Source organism: Micromonospora sp. NPDC005163, from assembly GCF_053599835.1.
Map to the genome: position 1 here is coordinate 25,409 of NZ_JBSFYP010000058.1, position 17,228 is coordinate 42,636.

Here is a 17,228-nt window from a genome sequence, read left to right on the forward strand (position 1 = left end):
CCCCGATGGCGCGACGGCGGGGAGGTGCTGCGCACCTCCAACCCGGTCACCCCTTGGTTGGAGAACAAGAAGATGAGGATGCGGACCACCACGAAGCTCTGGATCACCGGCACCCTGAGCTGGACGTTCGCGCTCAGCCTGTTCGCCTTCACGCTGGGGACAATGGTCGCCGGCAAGGTAGCTCCACCCGGGGCGTACAGCCTGATCTCCGCTAGACCATCCGCGCCGTGACCGGCCTGGCCAACGACCGCGCCGCCTCCCGATGAAACCCAACCCAACACCCATCACAAGTGATCTCCAGGTCGTAAGGGCAAAGGTCCTCCTGCAGAGTCTTCGGCGAAATCGCGCTCACGAAGCTGGACAGCCAGCCCGCTGCCAGCTTTCCGCTCTGTCCGGAGGTGTTGCTGCGCCCCGTCCGACCCCAGCCCAGCGCTACCCGCGGCGGCTCGGCATGAGCCGGGCAGAGACGGCGATGCGGTTCCAGGCGTTGATGACGGTGGCCGCCATGATCAGATTCCCGACCTCGTCGTCGCTGAATGCCGCCCTGGCGGCCTCGAAGACTTCGTCCGGCACGTGGCCCTCATGCAGCGACGTAACAGCTTCGGTGAGGGCTAGTGCTGCCCGTTCCCGCTCGGTGAAGAAGGGCGCTTCACGCCATGCGTCCAGCACATACAGGCGCTGCTCCGTCTCCCCGAGTCGCCGCGCCGCCGCGGAGTGCATATCGAGGCAGTAGGCGCAGCCGTTCACCTGAGACGCACGCATCTGCACGAGAAGAAGGATCTCCGGCTCGATGCCGGCCTTCCGCGCCGACGTCTCGACCGTTTGGGCGAACGCTCGCATCGAGGCGTACCCGTCGGGCGCGATCGAACTCAGGTTCAGGCGTGGCGTCGGGGATGTCGACATTGGTTCCTCTCCCTTGTTATCGGTTACGTCCTTGTATCGAGCAAGCAGGCAGCAACGTCGTTCTGACGGACGGCCAAGGCAGTTCACGGAAACGAGATCGGCCGGCACATAGCGCCCGAACATCATGGCCGGTGATGCGAATGATGTGGTCCAGCAGCGTGGGCGAGGTGGCCTCGACCGTCTTATCTACCGGCACCCAGGCGGCGCGGGCGAAGATCGCCCGGACGCACGTGTTGTCACCTTCGTGGCACCGTTCCTCTAGCATGGTGCCCAGCGCGAGACATCGGTCGCGTCAACCGGAGGCAGCGGTGCGACATCAACAGCAGGGCTGGCAAAAGTTTCACGTCGCGCTCCCATCGCATTGACCGATGGGCCGATGTCTCCGGCGCAATCGGGTCGTACATACCCGGGTACGGCATCTGCTCCTAGCCAAGATCGTGGTGGCATGGATTTTTCGCACCAATCGCCCGGAAGGCCATCTGGTGGTGTGGACACCGCGCCAACTGCCCGACGAGCTACGCACCGTTGGCAAGCTTCTAGCGTTCGACTCGACCTGGCGCGCCGTCGACGCCCCACCCGAAGGCGAGCCATCGCCCCGTGCGGACGAGTTGTTCGTCCGCGCGCAGCACAGCCTCGTGGAGGCGCTGGAGGTTCGGGCCCGGCTGCACGCCGAGCTGTTCCATGAGCAGCGACCGCGCGCAACGGAAGGCGTGCAGCGCCTCGGCCTGCCGTCCGGCCCGGTAAAGCGCCAACATCAGCAGGGCGTGAAAACCTTCGCGGTAGGGGTGCGCGGCCGCGAGCCCTGCCAGCTCGGCAGTCAGCTCAGAGTGACGGCCCAGGTCGAGATCGAGCTGGATCCGCCTTTCCAGCGCAACCAGGCGCCGCTCCTCGATGCGCTCCCCAGCAGCCTGCAGGTACGGGGTCGGCAGCCCGTCGAGCGCGGGTCCGCGCCCGAGCGCTAAGGCGTCGTTGAGGGTGCTGCTGGCCTCGACCAGCCGGCCGTCTGCCGCTAGTGCGTCAGCGCGGGCTAGATCCTTGTCTAACCGATGGAGGTCGAGCTGCCCGTCGGACAAGACGATGAGGTAGCCCGACCCTTTCGTGGCGATCAGATCGGCGCCCAGGCCAGCCTCGCGTAGCACGCGGCGCAGACCCGATACTCGGTTCTGTACCTGAAACCGGGCACTAGACGGCGGGTTTCGCCCCAAGCTGCGTCAACGAGCTGGTCCATCGGAGCCACCCGGTTGGCCTGCAAGAGCAGCGCCGCGAGGACACAGCGGCTGCGCGTGCCTGCGATGGCCACCTCGCCCAGGTCGGTGCGTACCTCGAGAGGACCGAGAAGCCGGAACTGGGTAGGCCGCCCAGCCCTTGGAGGGTCGGTCAGCATCTTGGTGCGCACATAGCGCGGACGATAACGAGTGTCCACACACTCAACACGATATGCCGAGTCATTCTCACTGCCTTCTTTCTGGTCGAACCCACCGCTGTAGGTGGCCACTGTTACCGGTTGGACCGGTGCGTTCCGGCCGCCGGTCAGTCGCGGTGGCGGGACGTCGAGCCGGGACCGTGACGCCGGTGTGGCAAAGGTCGCGCGCGGCTCGCGTCCTATATAGATCGTCCGAACGCGGTGCCGTGCTGTGCTGACCGTCATGGCCACCGTCACTCCCGCCCCTGCGAGTAGGCAGGCCCGCTATCCGCGGCATCACCCTTGTGGCGTTCAGGATCCCCTACGCTGGTAGCCGACTGGTCCAGCGCGGCGGCCCACCGGGCGGTGTCCGTGACCTGCCGGAGGCCGGACACTCGGCCGTCGAGGACCGTCCACACATGGGCGAACCACGCCTCGAACACGCGACCAGTGCCGCGCGCGACACCGCGGTAGGTGCCCAGGGTCACGACTGTGCCAGTCCCGACCTGCAGGTGCTCCTCCGGTACCGCGACCACGTCGAAGTGACGGTACGTTTCCACCCATATCCGCGACAGCCACTCCTGCGGTCCGTAGGCCACCCGCCCGCCAACATGCGGCAGACCCGGACACGTGAGCCCCACGCACGCCGGATGCAACAAACCGACAGCGGCATCCGTGTCCCGCCGCCGCAGCGCGTCGTACAACTGCTCCACGAGCATCCCAGCCAACAGCATGACCCGGCCCCTCCAGGATCTGCACCTAGCTGCTTTGGTATTCGAAGCAGCCGCCTCGATGGTAATGCGTCGGAAAACGAAGCGCAAGATGCGAAAGGAGTGGCCGGACGCCACCGTGCGGCGCCGTTTGGTCACACCACACGGTGCCGCACGTCCACCGCTGAGCAGAAGGCAAGCACCCGAGAACGTCATCCAACGGGCGAGGGCTGACCGGGAGGATCGAGGAACCAAGGTGTCACAACGCGAGCGGCTGATCGACTACTGGGACGACCGGGCTTTAAGTTACGAGCAGAAGATGGCCTCTCGAAAGCGCCTCGGCCGACAGGCCGGCCTCGGCGCCGTAGGCGGCGGCCGCGGCCTCCCCAATCGCTGTGCCGACCAGGAACTGGCGCGGGGCCAGGGCGACGAACCGGATCCCGAGCTTGCGGGCGTGGGCGGCGCGCCGGAGGTAGCCGGCCAGGAACATCTGCATCCGCTTGGCGCCCGCGTAGCGCGGGATAAGGAGATCTCGCGGCTGCGTCAGCGGGTCGAGCGTCTGGAAGCGGACCTGGGCAAGGCCAGGACGGTGATCGACGTGCAGGGAAAACTCTCCGCGCTGCTGGGTCAACTCGCGACCGACAGCCCGCCGACCGGGAGCGAGCCCACCTCATGACCGCGTTGGTCGATGACGCGATCGCGGAGCTGGAGCCGTTGATCGGGACCAGGGCGGCGTGCCGCGCGACCGGCCGTGCGCAGGCCAACCACTATCGCTGGCACCGGCAGTCGCCCAAGCCGACGGTAACGGCACGGCGTGAACGCCGGCCGTCGCCACGAGCACTCGACCAGCGTGAGCGCGACAGCGTGCGAGCGCTGCTCAACAGCCCCGGCTTCGGCGACAAGGCGCCCGCGGCGGTCTATCACGAGCTGCTCGACGAGGGTGTCTACCGTTGTTCGGTGTCGAGCATGTACCGGATCCTGCGCGCCCATGGCGAGGTGAGGGAACGCCGCGCGCAGGCGGCGCATCCAGCGCGGGTGAAACCGGAACTGCTTGCCACGAAACCGAATCAGGTCTGGTCGTGGGACATCACGAAGCTGCATGGCTCGGTGAAATGGTCGTACCACTACCTGTATGTGATCATCGACATCTATTCACGGTACGTGGTCGGCTGGATGATCGCCGAACGGGAATCGGCGGCGCTGGCGGAGAAGTTCCTCGCCGACACGGTCGTCAAGCAGGACGTGGACCGCGACACGTTGACCATCCACGCCGACAACGGCTCCTCGATGGCATCCAAACCGGTCGCGTTCCTCCTCGCCGACCTCGGTGTCACGAAAACGCACTCCAGACCGCATGTCAGTAACGACAATCCGTACTCCGAAGCGCAGTTCAAGACGTTGAAGTACCGGCCCGACTTCCCGCAGCGCTTCGGCAGCCTGCAAGACGCCCGCACGTTCTGCAAGACGTTCATGGCCTGGTACAACGACGAACACCGGCGCAGCGGGATCGGCTACCACACACCCTCAGACGTCCACCATAGACAAGCCGGCGACGTCCGCGAAGCCCGCGCCGAGGTCCTGGCCGCGGCCTACACCCGCAACCCCCGAACGGTTCGTGCGTAAACATCCCGAACCACCCGCGCTACCCGAACCCGCCTGGATCAACCAGCCACCCGCGCAGGAGACCAGCACCGAGCACCAGCCTCCATTAAAAATATCTTGAAAACGCCGCCTCAAAAATCTTGACACGTTCCGTCGTTAGAACGTGTCCGTCGTGCGTTTCAGGTCCTGCTCGGCGGACGAAGGGGCATCGGCGAACTCGGCAGCCCAGCGGTTGGACCAGCGAACAAGAGGGCGCAGGGCCTGGTAGGCGCCCTGGCCTAGCGCAGACAGGGCGTAGCTTGTGTCGGGCAACTGTTCGACAAGACGGGCGTCGAGCAGTTCGGCGAGCCGCTGCCGCAGGACGCTGGAGGACATGTTGTCGCAGCGTTGCTGCAGGGCGCGGAAGCCGAGTGCGCCCGCGCGCAGCTCCCACACGATGCGCAGGCTCCACCGCCGCCCGAAAAGGTCGAGCGCGGCCATCAAGGGACGACCGGTGCTGGATCCACGGACCTTGTGACCCGGCTTTGGCGTCGTCATGTGAGCCCTGCCACTCCTTGTCTCACCTTGCGCTTCGTTTTCCGACACACTACCGTCAAGACGCCTGCTTCGAAGATCAAAGCGCCAGTATCGGTGTTGGAGGTTGAACATGAGCCTGCTAGCAACGCCACTATGCCAGAAGCTGGGCATCGACGTTCCCATCTTCAGGCGCCGATCGGCTCTGCGGCCACGCCTGAGCTCGCTGCGGCAGTCGCCGATGCCGGCGGGCTCGGGATGTTGGCGCTGACCTGGCCACCGAGGCGGAGGCGGTGGATTGGGTGCGCCGAGTCAGACAGGCCACCAACCGGCCGTTCGGAGTGAACTTCGTCCTGGACTTCCCGATCACTGACACGTTGGCGGCATGTCTGGACGAGGGGGTCCCTGTCGTCTCCACCTTCTGGGGCGACCCGGCGACCGTCACCGGGCGCATCCACGCCGCCGGGGCGCTGCACCTGCATGTGGTGGGAAGTGTGGAGGAGGCCAGTCGGGCAGTCGACGCGGGTGTGGACATCGTCGTCGCACAGGGCTGGGAAGCCGGGGGCCATGTACGAGGCCAGGTCACGACGCTGGCGTTGGTGCCCGCGGTGGTGGACGCGGTGGACCCGGTACCCGTTATCGCTGCCGGCGGGATCGGCGACGGGCGGGGGTTGGCTGCTGTCCTGGCCCTTGGCGCGCAGGCGGGCTGGCTGGGGACACGGTTCCTCACCGCCGTCGAAGCGCTGACGCACGACATCCATCGTCGGCGAGTGATCGAAGCCGCCGCACAGGACGCGGTATACACCCGGTGCTTCGACGACAGATGGCCAAACGCCCCGCACCGCGCTATCCGGAACTCCACCCTGTCGCAATGGGAGGCCGCCGGCTCGCCCACGGCTCCACGCCGGCCCGGTGAAAACGAGATGGTAGCCACGGATACCAGTGGCCGTACCCGTCTGCGGTATGGGGTCGGGATGCCGTTGGCGGGGATGACCGGTGACACGGAGGCCATGCCCCTCTACGCCGGCCAGTCCGCCGGCCTGATTCGCGAGATCGCACCCGCCGCGCAGATCGTCACCGCGATAGCGATCCAAGCTGGCCAGATCATCGAAGCGTTGCGCCAGCGCCCGTCGACGACGGCCCGCTAGCACGAAAGGAAGACCAGGTGTTGAAAGCAACGTGCGCCACCAGCACCACGCCGGCATATGGTCCACCAAATTTCCCGACCGCGAGCGGTGAGGACGCCGTGCGTCGCGCCCTCGCTGAAGACGCCACCGCCGACGACATGACCACTCGATGGAGTGTCCCTCGCGGCACCTGGGCCCAGGCGCGGATTATCACCCGAGAGGCTGGCATCCTCGCTGGACTACCAGTCGTCACCGAGGTCTACCGCCAGGTAGACCCCGACGTGACAGTCACGACGGCCGTCGATGAGATGGCGAGCGTACGGGCCGGCGATGTTCTCGTCAGACTCGACGGCCCGGCACGCAGCATCATCACCGGCGAGCGAACAGCCCTGAACTTTCTGCAGCGCCTGTCCGGCATCGCCACCATGGCCCGTCACTTCGTCGATGCCGTGGGCGGCGTGCCGGCTCGCATCCTCGACACCCGCAAGACCGCCCCAGGCCTACGGACCCTCGACAAATATGCGGTCACTGCCGGAGGAGCGAGCAACCATCGCCTAAACCTCTCCGCGATGGTCCTACTCAAAGAAAACCACATCGAGGCAGCCGGCGGGATCACCGCCGCGATCGATGCCATCAGGGCAGGCATGACCGCCGAGGCGCGCCGCGTCACCGTCGAAGTGGAGGTCCGCAACGTCGCCGAGGCCGAGGAGGCTCTCCGAGCCGGCGCAGATTGGATCATGCTCGACAACATGTCCCAGCATGACATCGCACACGTGGTCGCCCTGCGCGACAGGAGTGACCACCTGCACGTGAAACTGGAGGCCTCCGGCACCGTCACCATCGCGACCGTGCGCCGCATCGCGCAAACCGGCGTGGATGCCATCTCGATCGGAGCACTGACCCACAGTGTCCATGCTCTCGACCTGAGCCTACTGATATCGCCGACGGCCGCTCCACCTACCCGGCTCGGCTGAGGATGGACTCACCACCAGCCAGACAAGGAGACAGACCATTGGGCGGGTGCCGAGGTGCCTTCGGTCGAACTCAAGGTCGTTGGGCAGATGTACCGGGCCCTTCGTGACCGCGACGCCGCCGCGATCGTGGCTCTTTTGCACGAGGACTGCGTCGTGCGGACCGCACCAGGCCTGCCGTTCGCCGGAGGCAGCACGACGCATGGCCCTGCCGAAGCGCTGGAACTCGTCTGGGCTGAGATTGATCGACACCTCTCGGTATGGCCGGATGTCGAGAGATGCATCCCGGATTCGGCCGGGACGGTCGTGGGCGTCGGCGTCTACCGTGGCGAAGCACGAGCTACCGGCCAGCGGTTCGAGGCCTGGTTCGCACATCAATGGATCCTCGACGACGGACGAATTGCCGGGCTCAGGCAAATCACCGACACTGCTCAGTGGATCAGAGCGCCCGGATCGGCGCCGTGACACCCAGGAGGACCCCTGTGGAGGAGCTACTGGCGTTGGGACGTCGCATGCTGGCCGACCAGCCGTTCAGTTCGCTGATCGGCGCTAGTCTGAGCGAGTTGACGACCGGACATGCCGTCCTGCAAGTGCCGATCGTTGCCGGCCTGACACAGCAGGACGGTCACTTGCACGGGGGTGTGGTCAGCTATGCGGCGGACAACGCGTTGACGTTCGCCGGCGGCTCGGTGCTTGGCGCGGCTGTCCTGACGTCGGAGTTCAAGGTGAACTATCTGCGGCCGGCGCGTGGTGTCACCCTCGTCGCCCGCGCTCGGGCGGTTCACTGGACGCGGCGCCAGGCCGTGTGCGTTTGCGAGCTGTGGGCCGTTGACGATGCAGGCGTTGAGTCGCTGTGTGCCGTTGCGCAGGGAACGATCGTCAGGTCGACTAGAGCTGGCGGAGGGATCCACAGTTGAGTCTGCCTATGTGGGGCTGACGATGTCGTTGGCGCCGCGGCTCGTGTCGCCCGTCCATGGGTGCAGGCGTGGCAGCCAGGCCGGTACGGCCCACCGGTATTCCTCGTAGTCGGCTCCGAACCGGCGGACGAGTGACGGCTCCTCGTACCAGCGGATGAACGACGCCGTGGCGATCCAGAAGGCTGCCGCGTACAACAGGAGACTGATCCGGCCGAGTAGGAGTGTCTGACCGATGATGACAACCAGGAGCCCTACGTACATGGGGTTGCGAACGTATCGGTTGAATCCGTCGACCACCAGCCGTTCGGTGGGCGCCAGTGGCATCGGTGTGCCCCCTGCCAGGACGAACCGCGTGAACGCGTGTGCGGGCGGGATGAGCCCTGCGCAGATCAGCACGATTCCCACGAGTTGCGCGGCGATCCAATAGGGCGTCACTTCTTGCGTGTCCCAGCGGCGTGATGAGCCAGGGTCCCAGCCCGACGACGGTGCCCGGGACGGCTACGAAGAACGCCGCGCTGGTTAGTGCCGCCTTCGTCGTCTGCATGTCACGACTCCTCTTCGATGACGTCGATGCTCCGCGGGAGGGCAGAGGATCAGGTGTCCAGCATGTCTTTCGCCTGGGTCGTGTCCCTCCTTCAGACTCAGAGACCCCGGTACATGTTGTGGACAGCGGTTCGCGGGTGGTGACGCAGGGCAGCACTCGGTCGTTCGTGGAGCGTCGCGGCGGTGCGCGCTTCCGGCCTGAGTCCGAATGCTCCACCGGCTATGACTCGAAGCAGGTTCCCGGTGGACATGAAGTCCTGGATTGGGACGGTGCCGGCGAACATCCCGAGGAACCGTTCGATCTGCCGCGGACGTCCGTGCAATGTCCGCAGAAAGAGCCGTTCCCGAAGGCTGGGCGGACCGTACCTCGCCAGTGCGGTGGTGAATTCGTACAGGGGGATCGCCGCCGCGTCGCGCTGGGCGCCGTACGTCGCGAGCCTGTCGTTGGCGATCGCATCGGCAAGCAGTTCGGCGTCGCGGAGGGCATTGCTGATGCCATGAGCGGTGATGGGGTCCATGACAAGGCCGGCGTCGCCGACGAGCGCCCATCCCGGACCCTGTGGGACGCGGAGCGTGTTCGGTAGATCGGGTGTCGTCCGGATTCGCTCGACGCGGGTGCCTTCGCGGGCGAGCCAGCCGAGGTTGCCGCATCGGTCGAGGAGGCGGTAGAGGTTGCGCTCGACGTCCGCGCGATAGGCGCTAAAGCCTGCCAGGGGTGCAAACACGGCCAGGAGGAGGCGGTCGTCGTTTGTGGGAAAAGCGGCAGCGGCGACATCGGGACGCAGGTAGAAGCCGCCCGACGGTACTCTGACACCGGTGAAGTAGGCATAACTGGCGAAGCTCGCCGTCGGCCTCTCACGGTAGCGGCCGGCCCCGACGGCGTCGGCGATGGTGGAGTGTTTGCCGTCGGCGCCCACGACGAGCGGCGCCTTCTCGACCACGTCGGGACCGTTGCGCGCGCGACCGTAGATGCCTGTGATCCGGTCACCGTCTGATACGACGCCTGCGACGATGAAGCCTTCGCGGACCTCGGCTCCCGCATCGCGAGCCGCCTGCACGAGGATGGAGTCGAGAACGGTGCGGCGTGGGCTGATCAGCATGTCCACGCCCTCGTGCGCCGGGAAGCGGCCTTCCAGTACAGCCGCCGTCGTATCGAAACGGGCACGGCGGGTCGCCGGTGCGCCTGCCGCGAGGATCTTGTGGAGGAGACCCCAGCGGTGCAGGCGTGCCGTTCCCGCAACGTGCACCTGATGGGTGGAAATGGTGTCGCTGGGAAAGTGCGCCCGGTCCACGGCCAGCACGCGCAGGCCCTGGCGGGCCAGCAGCATAGCCGTGGCCGCGCCGGCGACCCGCGTGCCTACCACGATGACGTCCCATCTGCCTGTCATGCGCGTGCTCCTCCGACACAACTCATCCCTTGCCAACGTTCGTTGGCCTACGCGTGTTGACCCTACTACCGCAGGGGTGATCGGCCTCCGACAGCGGCGGGAGTGTGCCGCGCTCCACATCGGCCTTCGCTTGCGCGGCCCGCAGTTGCCGGTGCGAATTGATGAGCCATTGAGGACCGGAGGTCACGACCGTCATGATCGGCGATCGACGGCCGACACGAGGCGCGGCGCCAACGACATCGCCGTGTCGAGGATCGTTGACCCGGACCCTGCTCGACGAAGGGTTGGTCGCATGAGGCGAGTCACTATCGTTACCGGCGGATCGCGCGGCATCGGCACCGCCACCTGCCGTCGCCTGGCCACCGCTGGCCACGACGTCGCAGTCGGCTACCGCAGCGACCCGGCGGCCGCCGAGGTCGTCGTCGCGGACGTCCGCCCGGGCAAGTCCGCGGTGGCCATCGGCGTCGAGACCGCCGACGCCGGCTCGGTCCAGGCCCTATTCGACGGTACGGCGGCCGCGCTCGGACCGGTGACCGGCCTGGTGAACAACGCCGGGGTGGGCAGCCCGATCGGCGCGTTCGTCGACCTGGACGAGGCCGACCTGCGCCGGGTCGTGGACGTCAACGTGATCGGTGGCATCCTGCGCGCGGGAGACGGCCCGGCGGCTGGGACCGGGCGACGCCATCGTCAACATCTCCTCCGCCGCCTCGATGCTGGGCAGCTCGGGGGAGTACGTGCATTACGTGGCGAGCAACGTGGTCGCCGACCCGCTCACCATCGGGCTGTCCAAAGAGCTCGGCCCGGCGGGGATCCGGATCAACACCGTGTCCCCGGGCATCATCTACATCGAGTTCCACGCCACGCACAGCGGCGAGCCCGGTCGGCCTGACCGGCTCGGATCGTAGGTGCTGCTCGGCCGGTCCGGGCAGCCCGACGAGGTCGCCGCCGCGATCGTGTGGCTGATGAGCGACGAAGCGTCCTATGTTTCGGGAACCAACCTGCGGGTGGCGGGCGGACGCTAGAAAGCGCTCGATCCCTGGTAGAGCCGACCCGTACCGCCGCCCATCCCCGCTCAGACAGGTCCTGCCCGACGAACCCGCCCGCTCGATGACGGCGCCCATGCTGATCCTCCAAGCTCTGGTCGGGAACCGCGAATCCAAGATGCGACGGTTGCGGTGGGCTCCAGCTGGCCTCCGGAGGAACTGTCAGGACGTGTGCATGAGGTCGGTGGGCGGTTGAGGTGTCCACCGCATCCTAATCCTGATGTTGTTCGCGCCGTGTCGGTTAACGTTCTGGAAGCCGAGCCGCCGGTAGAGGGCGCGCGCGCCGTGATTGATGTCTAGAACGTCCAGCACGACGGGTAGGCCGCGGCCGGCGGCCTCGCGCAGCAGCTGACCGATGAGCTGGCTGCCCATGCCGCGACCTTGGTAGCCGGGATGGATCTCGACGCGTTCCAGGTAGGTCTCAGTGGGACGGTGCTCGACGATCATCACGCTGGCGTCGTGGCCGTTGACGGTGACGATCCGGGTGCGGGTGGGGTCGAGCCGCGCTCGTGGAATGCGTACTGGGTTTGTTCGTTCCGGCCCAGATGGCCCCAAAATACGCGCAGACCGCAGCGCGGTGGACGGTGTAACAGAATGGACTGTCCGTCGAAGCGGCTGGGCCAAGGCCGATGGTGTTCATGCCGCGGTGTTTGCGAGGCGTTCGAAGATATGACGGTTGACGAAGACGATGCCGGCGTGCACGAGCGCGCCGAGGCGGGGTGCCGTGACAGCGGGGCGGAGGTCCCAGGGCGGCTTCGCCCAAGCCCTACCCTCGTGAGTTCCGTGATGATGTTGTGCGGGTGGCCCGTGACCGTGATCCGGGCGTGACGGTCGAGCAGATCGCGAAGGACTTCGGAGTCCACCCGATCACGTTGTTCAAATGGCTGCGGCAGGCTGACGTTGACGCTGGAACCAAACCGGGTGTCAGCGGCAGCGAATCAGCCGAGCTGCGCGAGGCCCGCAAGCGATCAAGTTGCTGGAGCAGGAGAACGAGGTCCTGCGCCGGGCCGCTGCCTACTTGTCGCAGGCGAACCTGCCGGGAAAAGGCTCTACCCGCTCGTGAGCGAGCTGGCCGCCGACGGGATCCCCGTGGCGGTGACGTGCCGGGTATTGAACATCGCTCGTCAGCCCTACTACCGGTGGCTCGCCCGGCCCGTCGGCAACGCCGAACTCGTTGCCGCTTACCGCGCGAACGCCCTGGTGGACGCCCATCGCGATGACCCGGAGTTCGGGTACCGGTTCCTGGTCGATGAGGCCCGCACCGCCGGACAGGTGATGGCTGAGCGCACCGCGTGGAAGATCTGCTCGGATAATGGCTGGTGGAGTGCCTTCGGCAAGCGCAAGAGGCGCGGCAAGGGTGGCAAGGTCGGTCCGCCGGTGCATGACGACCTCGTGAAACGAGACTTCACCGCCGACGGGCCGAACCAGTTTTGGCTGGCCCCACGCCGCGCAGGCGCTGCAGATCCGCCGCCGCCGACGCCGCCTGGACCAGCCGAAACGCTTCACCACCGAAACCGTCTACGCCATCACCGACCTGCGCGTGCCACAAGCTACGCCCGCGCACCTGGCCGGCTGGGCCCGCAGCCACTGGTCGATCGAGAACAAGGTCCACTGGGTCCGCGACGTCACCTACGTCGAAGACCGCTCCCAGATCCGCATCAGCACCGGACCCCAAGTCATGGCGGCCCTCCGCAACGCCGCCATCAGCGCACTACGCCTGACCGGGGTCACCAACATCGCCGCCGCCAACCGCCACCACGCCCGCGACAGCAACCGACCACGGGCTCTGCTTGGCATCACCTAACGACTTTGCCGGGGCCTTGCCCAAGCCGCTCATCCTCCCCGCCCTGGCCCGGCATTTCCCAACGACGTGCCTCGACGCTTGCTACCCAGTCCGGCGAAAGCCAGCTCTACCAACGTCGAACAGACAGGCCCGGCCGATCTGACCGGGCCCGGCGTTTCGGACGCCGTGCCCAGCCACAACCGCACCCAGCTACGCTGAACGCCCGATGACAATTACCTCACCCAAACACCCGATCCATGAGGTTGCACCCTTCACGGTCCAGTCCGTTCGCGCGCAACGGCGGCCGCCAGCTCCCGGGATGACGGTTGGGCTTGCGGGTGGTGTCCGGCTGCATTGGTAATCGCGCGCTGGGGCAGCGGAGTCGGACCAGATCGGAAAGCCCCACGCATCGACTAGAACGCCAGGGCGTCGCGATCTGACTACCAGGATGAAACCTGCCGATCAGTCCAGTGTGGAGGGCTTATCGCCCGGCAGTTCTTTATGGACCATATCGGTCGTCAAGCCACACCGGGTCGCCGACGGCAACACGGCCCGGCTCGACCGTCGAGCCGTAAACCCCGAGGCAGACCTGGCGCTCGCGGGCGATCGCCCGCAGGATCGCCCGATTACGCCGCGTTGTCCCAGGCTCGATGTTCACCATGACGCATCGCTTGTCGCGCTGATCGACCCGCATTCGCATGCCGCCGACGCGCAGCATATGGCCGACCCACGCTTCCTCGGGAAAGGCCTCCTCGCCGAGTGTGTCGATCAGCAGGTTGGGTCGAAAACGCAGGACATCCAGTTCAGCGCCAACCAACGCCCCGATGCTGGCGCAGGCCTGGGTCGATATGACAGACAGCGGCATGGCGTCGAAGACCCCGCGATCCTGCTTGATGACGCGTACCCCCTCGCCCAGCTGCCCGGCCAGCACCGGATCCACGACGTCGAACTCATCGCCGGACGGTGTACGCACCAGCACGCCGGACGCATCGGGCCGGTCCGGCTCGACGAACGATGGGTGGTAGGCGCTCATATCCGGGCGTTCCCGGATTGTGAGCCAGGGAAAGCCGCTGCGGACCATGCCGTCGCGAATGAAGGCCCAGCGGCGATCGCCGGCCAGGCCTTTCCAGGACACGTCGACCTCGTGCAGGGCCTCAGCGCCCATCGACTTGACCGGGTAGCGCCACAGCGCGGCGACCCGGCCCACCTGCCCGCCGCCCTCGGCGCGGTCACGCTGTGACATCTGATGGTGTGCAGCCACCGGCCACCTCCTGGATCAGAGGCACCCTTTTCCCCATGACCGAGGTCGAGCGTGGCGGACTGAGTCCGTCGCAGCGCCTCTCGACGCTCGGCCTGCGCCACCGTACAGCGCATCTGGTACGTCCCGCTACCGAGGCAGATCTAGGTTTGCTCGACCAGAGGGCGCTGTCAACATTCAGCGCGGTCACGTGGTGAGCTTCATGCGATGCCGAGCAGGCGGGCCGGCTCGCCTGAGCCTCTATGGTCGGGCGGCGCTGACCAGCCAGAAAGAGCCCCGCAGTTGCACGCCATCGGCTTTCTCGTACGGGCGTAGCGCGGCCGTCACCGACTCAAGCGCCTGGGCGGTGGCGCTTTGGTCCGCGTCGCCGAGAAGAAACCGGACAGGACCAGTACCGAGGAAGGGGACTGCCCCCGGTTCGGTTGACTCCTGACCTGTGAGGACGTGTTCCTCGCTGGAAGGATGTCTGTCATGCCGAAAGCGTTTCCCCTGGAGTTCCGCCGTGATGTCGTCGCGGTAGCCCGCAAGGGCGAGGCCCCGATCGCTCAGATCGCGAAGGACTTCGGGATCTCCGAGGCGTGTCTGCACCGCTGGCTCAAGCTCGCCGACGTCGAGGACGGCGTGCGGCCCGGGACCACCAGTTCCGAGTCAGCGGAGCTGCGCGAGTTGCGAAGGCGTAACAAGGTCCTGGAGCAGGAGAACGAGATCCTGCGTCGGGCCGCGGCGTACTTCGCCAAGGAGATCTCCCCAAATGATGTACCCGCTGGTCGGTGACCTGGCCGCGGACGGGATCCCCGTCGCGGTGACCTGCCGGGTGTTGGGGTTCAGCAAGCAGGCCTACTACGCGTGGCGCGCTAATCCGGTCTCGCAGCGGGACTGGGACGACGCGCACCTGATCAACACCGCCCTGGACATCCACGCCGATGATCCGGCGTTCGGGTACCGGTTCATCGCCGACGAACTACCCGCCCACGGCATCACCGCCGGCCCGAACAGGGTGGCCCGGCTGTGCTCACAGCAGCGCATCTGGTCAGTGTTCGCCAAGCGCAAGGGCCTCACCCGGCGGGCTGGGCCGCCGGTGCACGACGACCTGGTCCGACGTCGCTTCACCGCCGACGCCCCGAACCGGCTGTGGCTGACCGACATCACCGAACACCCCACCGCTGAGGGCAAGCTCTACCTCTGCGCGATCAAGGACATGTACTCCGGCCGGATCGTCGGCTACTCCATCGGCACCCGCATGAAGGCCTCCCTGGCCGTCTCGGCGCTGCACAACGCAATCCGACTACGGGACCCGGCCGGCACCGTGGTGCACTCCGACAGAGGTAGCCAGGGCGGATTCAACTGGTCGTCGCAACACCTCGATCGTGCAGGAGGATGTTGTGGCGCAAGGAAGGGCGCGTGCGGCGATTCTGGCTGGTCGGCCGCCGCTTCGGTCACCTGGCCGGCCTCCGGTCAATCGGCGTGAGGAACGGCAACGGTTCTGGCGGCTGATCGCCGAGGGGCTGTCGAGCGAGGACGCCGCCGTCGCGTGCGGTGTGTCAATGCCGTTGGGGCCGCGGTGGTTCCGCGAGGGTGGCGGTATGCCGTCGATCAGCCTGGACCCGTCGTCTGGCCGCTACCTGTCGTTCGCCGAGCGGGAGGAGATCGCCGTGCTGCGTGCCCAGGAGCGCGGAGTGCGGGAGATCGCCCGCCATCTGGGGCGGTCCCCGGCGACGATTTCGCGGGAGCTGCGGCGCAACGCGGCCACCCGTGGCGGCCGGTTGGACTACCGGGCCTCGGTCGCGCAGTGGCACGCCGACCGCCAAGCGAGCCGGCCCAAGGTGGGCAAGCTCGCCGCGAATGACCGGCTGCGGCAATATGTGCAGGAGCGGCTGGCTGGCACGGTCTGCGCTCCGGACGGCAGCGGGGTTGAAGGACCGCAGGTCCGCTGGATCGGGCGTCGTCACGGGCGTCGTCAGGACCGGCGCTGGGCGACGTCATGGAGTCCGGAGCAGATCGCCAACCGGCTCCCGGTCGACTTCCCCGAGGACGAGACGATGCGGATCTCGCACGAGGCCATCTACCAGGCCCTGTACATCCAGGGCCGCGGCGCGCTGCGCCGCGAGTTGACGGCCTGTCTGCGCACCGGTCGTGCGCTGCGGGTGCCCCGGGCCAGGACCCGCGGACGCGGGAAGAAGTTCGTCACCGAAGAAGTGATGATCAGCGCGCGGCCTGCCGAGGCCGAGGACCGGGCCGTGCCCGGACACTGGGAAGGCGATCTCATCATCGGCTTGGACAGCTCCGCGATCGGGACGCTGGTCGAGCGCACCACCCGGTTCACGATGCTGCTGCATCTGCCCCGGATGGACGGCCACGGCCAGGGCCCACCGGTCAAGAACGGCCCGCCGCTTGCCGGGCATGGCGCCGAAGCAGTCCGCGACGCGATCGCCACCACGATCACCACGCTGCCCAAGCAGTTGCGCCGGTCGCTGACCTGGGACCAAGGCGCGGAGATGGCCCAGCACGCCCAGCTACGCGTCGACACGGGCATTCCGGTCTTCTTCTGCGATCCCCACAGCCCGTGGCAGCGAGGCACGAACGAGAACACTGTGAGTCTGTTGGTGGCCCGGGAGGGTCAGACCGGCAGGCTGGTGCCGGCTGCATGAGGTGACTCTCGAGAACACTGGCCACCGGCAGGTGTGCCTTGCGTTGGACCCGTCCCTCGAGCAGCCGACACCGGCCTGACCCACTCGTCTTGGCTTGATCAGGAGCTTGTCCGCCTGCAGGCGTGACTCCTCACAGTGCTGCCGCGACAGGTGACCTCTCCCAGGTCGGCGTCGACCGCGCTCGCCCTCGGAAGGACAACGCATGGTAATGCTGGCAGAGGACTACGACTTCGTCATCGGTGGTGACCTCGACCGCGACACGATCGACCTGGCCATCCTCGACACGGTCACCGGCGGGGTCCGTGGCCACCTCGCCGGTGACCGTGCGGATGGACTCGGTTATCTGCGGCTGTTGGCCTGGGCCCGTGAACACGCGCCCGGCCGTCGGGTCTGGGCGCTGGAGGGCACTGGCAGCTTCGC

The 17,228-nt window shown here is 67.0% G+C and carries 18 protein-coding genes and 5 pseudogenes; 14 read left to right on the forward strand and 9 right to left on the reverse strand.

Annotated features, from left to right (window positions below; all coding sequences use genetic code 11):
* Positions 1 to 24: 24 nt before the first annotated feature.
* On the forward strand, positions 25 to 231 hold the full coding sequence (locus ACWD6N_RS29180) for a hypothetical protein (protein WP_354967726.1): 207 nt from the start codon (positions 25 to 27) through the stop codon (positions 229 to 231).
* 201 nt (positions 232 to 432) lie between these two features.
* On the opposite strand, the gene ACWD6N_RS29185 is transcribed toward ACWD6N_RS29180, so the two are convergent.
* The 3 genes from ACWD6N_RS29185 to ACWD6N_RS29195 all read right to left on the reverse strand — a co-directional run bounded on the left by ACWD6N_RS29185 (position 433) and on the right by ACWD6N_RS29195 (position 3,039).
* Positions 433 to 903 (reverse strand): carboxymuconolactone decarboxylase family protein, encoded by a 471-nt coding sequence (locus tag ACWD6N_RS29185; RefSeq protein ID WP_354967725.1) that lies wholly within the window; start codon positions 901 to 903, stop codon positions 433 to 435.
* Between the two features lie 536 nt (positions 904 to 1,439).
* On the reverse strand, positions 1,440 to 2,042 hold the full coding sequence (locus tag ACWD6N_RS29190; protein WP_354967724.1) for an AfsR/SARP family transcriptional regulator: 603 nt from the start codon (positions 2,040 to 2,042) through the stop codon (positions 1,440 to 1,442).
* A gap of 517 nt (positions 2,043 to 2,559) precedes the next feature.
* Positions 2,560 to 3,039, reverse strand: coding sequence for a nuclear transport factor 2 family protein (locus ACWD6N_RS29195; RefSeq protein WP_354967723.1), 480 nt, complete (start codon positions 3,037 to 3,039; stop codon positions 2,560 to 2,562).
* A gap of 232 nt (positions 3,040 to 3,271) precedes the next feature.
* Between ACWD6N_RS29195 and ACWD6N_RS29200 the strand changes: the two genes are divergently transcribed.
* A complete protein-coding gene (locus ACWD6N_RS29200) occupies positions 3,272 to 3,691 on the forward strand; it encodes a hypothetical protein (RefSeq protein WP_354967722.1) in 420 nt (139 codons plus the stop codon).
* Between the two features lie 41 nt (positions 3,692 to 3,732).
* Positions 3,733 to 4,738 (forward strand): annotated as a pseudogene (locus ACWD6N_RS29205) (IS3 family transposase); the annotation flags it as partial.
* A 35-nt stretch (positions 4,739 to 4,773) separates the two neighbouring features.
* On the opposite strand, the gene ACWD6N_RS29210 reads toward ACWD6N_RS29205, so the two are convergent.
* Entirely contained in the window at positions 4,774 to 5,154 is a 381-nt protein-coding gene (locus ACWD6N_RS29210; RefSeq protein ID WP_354967721.1) for a winged helix-turn-helix transcriptional regulator, read from the reverse strand.
* Positions 5,155 to 5,423: 269 nt separating this feature from the next.
* On the opposite strand from ACWD6N_RS29210, the gene ACWD6N_RS29215 reads away from it, so the two are divergent.
* Genes ACWD6N_RS29215 through ACWD6N_RS29230 form a run of 4 tightly spaced genes read left to right on the forward strand, consistent with a single transcriptional unit; the run spans position 5,424 to position 8,145 of the window.
* A complete protein-coding gene (locus ACWD6N_RS29215) occupies positions 5,424 to 6,278 on the forward strand; it encodes an NAD(P)H-dependent flavin oxidoreductase (RefSeq protein WP_450005408.1) in 855 nt (284 codons plus the stop codon).
* 17 nt (positions 6,279 to 6,295) lie between these two features.
* Positions 6,296 to 7,231 carry a carboxylating nicotinate-nucleotide diphosphorylase gene (nadC, locus tag ACWD6N_RS29220; protein ID WP_387330769.1) on the forward strand — a complete coding sequence of 312 codons (936 nt, stop codon included), beginning with the start codon at positions 6,296 to 6,298 and terminating at the stop codon, positions 7,229 to 7,231.
* A 54-nt stretch (positions 7,232 to 7,285) separates the two neighbouring features.
* Complete coding sequence (locus ACWD6N_RS29225) at positions 7,286 to 7,693, forward strand: nuclear transport factor 2 family protein (RefSeq protein ID WP_354967718.1); 408 nt, start codon at positions 7,286 to 7,288, stop codon at positions 7,691 to 7,693.
* Positions 7,694 to 7,710: 17 nt separating this feature from the next.
* A complete protein-coding gene (locus ACWD6N_RS29230; RefSeq protein ID WP_354967717.1) occupies positions 7,711 to 8,145 on the forward strand; it encodes a PaaI family thioesterase in 435 nt (144 codons plus the stop codon).
* A gap of 6 nt (positions 8,146 to 8,151) precedes the next feature.
* Here the strand turns inward: ACWD6N_RS29230 and ACWD6N_RS29235 are convergent, their stop codons facing one another.
* Positions 8,152 to 8,580, reverse strand: coding sequence for a methyltransferase family protein (locus ACWD6N_RS29235; RefSeq protein WP_354967716.1), 429 nt, complete (start codon positions 8,578 to 8,580; stop codon positions 8,152 to 8,154).
* Positions 8,581 to 8,786: 206 nt separating this feature from the next.
* Entirely contained in the window at positions 8,787 to 10,076 is a 1,290-nt protein-coding gene (locus ACWD6N_RS29240; protein WP_354967715.1) for an NAD(P)/FAD-dependent oxidoreductase, read from the reverse strand.
* 292 nt (positions 10,077 to 10,368) lie between these two features.
* Here ACWD6N_RS29240 and ACWD6N_RS29245 point away from each other — a divergent pair.
* Positions 10,369 to 11,098: pseudogene (locus tag ACWD6N_RS29245) on the forward strand (SDR family oxidoreductase).
* 183 nt (positions 11,099 to 11,281) lie between these two features.
* Here ACWD6N_RS29245 and ACWD6N_RS29250 read toward each other — a convergent pair.
* The gene (locus tag ACWD6N_RS29250; RefSeq protein WP_354967804.1) at positions 11,282 to 11,566 is read right to left on the reverse strand and encodes a GNAT family N-acetyltransferase; all 285 of its coding nucleotides are present in this window, start codon (positions 11,564 to 11,566) and stop codon (positions 11,282 to 11,284) included.
* A 332-nt stretch (positions 11,567 to 11,898) separates the two neighbouring features.
* On the opposite strand from ACWD6N_RS29250, the pseudogene ACWD6N_RS29255 reads away from it, so the two are divergent.
* Positions 11,899 to 12,027: pseudogene (locus tag ACWD6N_RS29255) on the forward strand (transposase); the annotation flags it as partial.
* Positions 12,028 to 12,133: 106 nt separating this feature from the next.
* On the opposite strand, the gene ACWD6N_RS29260 reads toward ACWD6N_RS29255, so the two are convergent.
* The gene (locus tag ACWD6N_RS29260) at positions 12,134 to 12,625 is read right to left on the reverse strand and encodes a hypothetical protein (RefSeq protein WP_354967714.1); all 492 of its coding nucleotides are present in this window, start codon (positions 12,623 to 12,625) and stop codon (positions 12,134 to 12,136) included.
* Positions 12,626 to 12,659: 34 nt separating this feature from the next.
* Between ACWD6N_RS29260 and ACWD6N_RS29265 the strand changes: the two genes are divergently transcribed.
* Complete coding sequence (locus ACWD6N_RS29265; RefSeq protein ID WP_450005413.1) at positions 12,660 to 12,923, forward strand: transposase; 264 nt, start codon at positions 12,660 to 12,662, stop codon at positions 12,921 to 12,923.
* Between the two features lie 478 nt (positions 12,924 to 13,401).
* On the opposite strand, the gene ACWD6N_RS29270 is transcribed toward ACWD6N_RS29265, so the two are convergent.
* Positions 13,402 to 14,145, reverse strand: a complete 744-nt coding sequence (locus ACWD6N_RS29270; protein ID WP_354968792.1) for an MOSC domain-containing protein — start codon at positions 14,143 to 14,145, stop codon at positions 13,402 to 13,404.
* A 53-nt stretch (positions 14,146 to 14,198) separates the two neighbouring features.
* On the opposite strand from ACWD6N_RS29270, the gene ACWD6N_RS29275 reads away from it, so the two are divergent.
* The 4 genes and pseudogenes from ACWD6N_RS29275 to ACWD6N_RS29290 all read left to right on the forward strand — a co-directional run.
* Entirely contained in the window at positions 14,199 to 14,357 is a 159-nt protein-coding gene (locus tag ACWD6N_RS29275) for a hypothetical protein (protein WP_354968791.1), read from the forward strand.
* 274 nt (positions 14,358 to 14,631) lie between these two features.
* Positions 14,632 to 15,574: pseudogene (locus ACWD6N_RS29280) on the forward strand (IS3 family transposase); the annotation flags it as partial.
* A pseudogene (locus ACWD6N_RS29285) lies at positions 15,543 to 16,763 on the forward strand (IS30 family transposase); the annotation flags it as partial. The pseudogenes ACWD6N_RS29280 and ACWD6N_RS29285, both read left to right, overlap by 32 nt.
* Positions 16,764 to 17,010: 247 nt before the next feature.
* On the forward strand, positions 17,011 to 17,228 hold a 218-nt coding region (locus ACWD6N_RS29290; protein WP_450005415.1), incomplete at its 3' end, for a hypothetical protein.

What these genes read in the sequence shown, in the direction of transcription:
- ACWD6N_RS29185 (WP_354967725.1), bottom strand. Translation starts at nt 903, where the DNA reads ATGTCGACATCCCCGACGCCACGCCTGAACCTGAGTTCGATCGCGCCC.
- ACWD6N_RS29195 (WP_354967723.1), bottom strand. Translation starts at nt 3,039, where the DNA reads ATGCTGTTGGCTGGGATGCTCGTGGAGCAGTTGTACGACGCGCTGCGG.
- ACWD6N_RS29210 (WP_354967721.1), bottom strand. Translation starts at nt 5,154, where the DNA reads ATGACGACGCCAAAGCCGGGTCACAAGGTCCGTGGATCCAGCACCGGT.
- ACWD6N_RS29240 (WP_354967715.1), bottom strand. Translation starts at nt 10,076, where the DNA reads ATGACAGGCAGATGGGACGTCATCGTGGTAGGCACGCGGGTCGCCGGC.
- ACWD6N_RS29250 (WP_354967804.1), bottom strand. Translation starts at nt 11,566, where the DNA reads ATGATCGTCGAGCACCGTCCCACTGAGACCTACCTGGAACGCGTCGAG.
- ACWD6N_RS29270 (WP_354968792.1), bottom strand. Translation starts at nt 14,145, where the DNA reads ATGTCACAGCGTGACCGCGCCGAGGGCGGCGGGCAGGTGGGCCGGGTC.
- ACWD6N_RS29275 (WP_354968791.1), top strand. Translation starts at nt 14,199, where the DNA reads ATGACCGAGGTCGAGCGTGGCGGACTGAGTCCGTCGCAGCGCCTCTCG.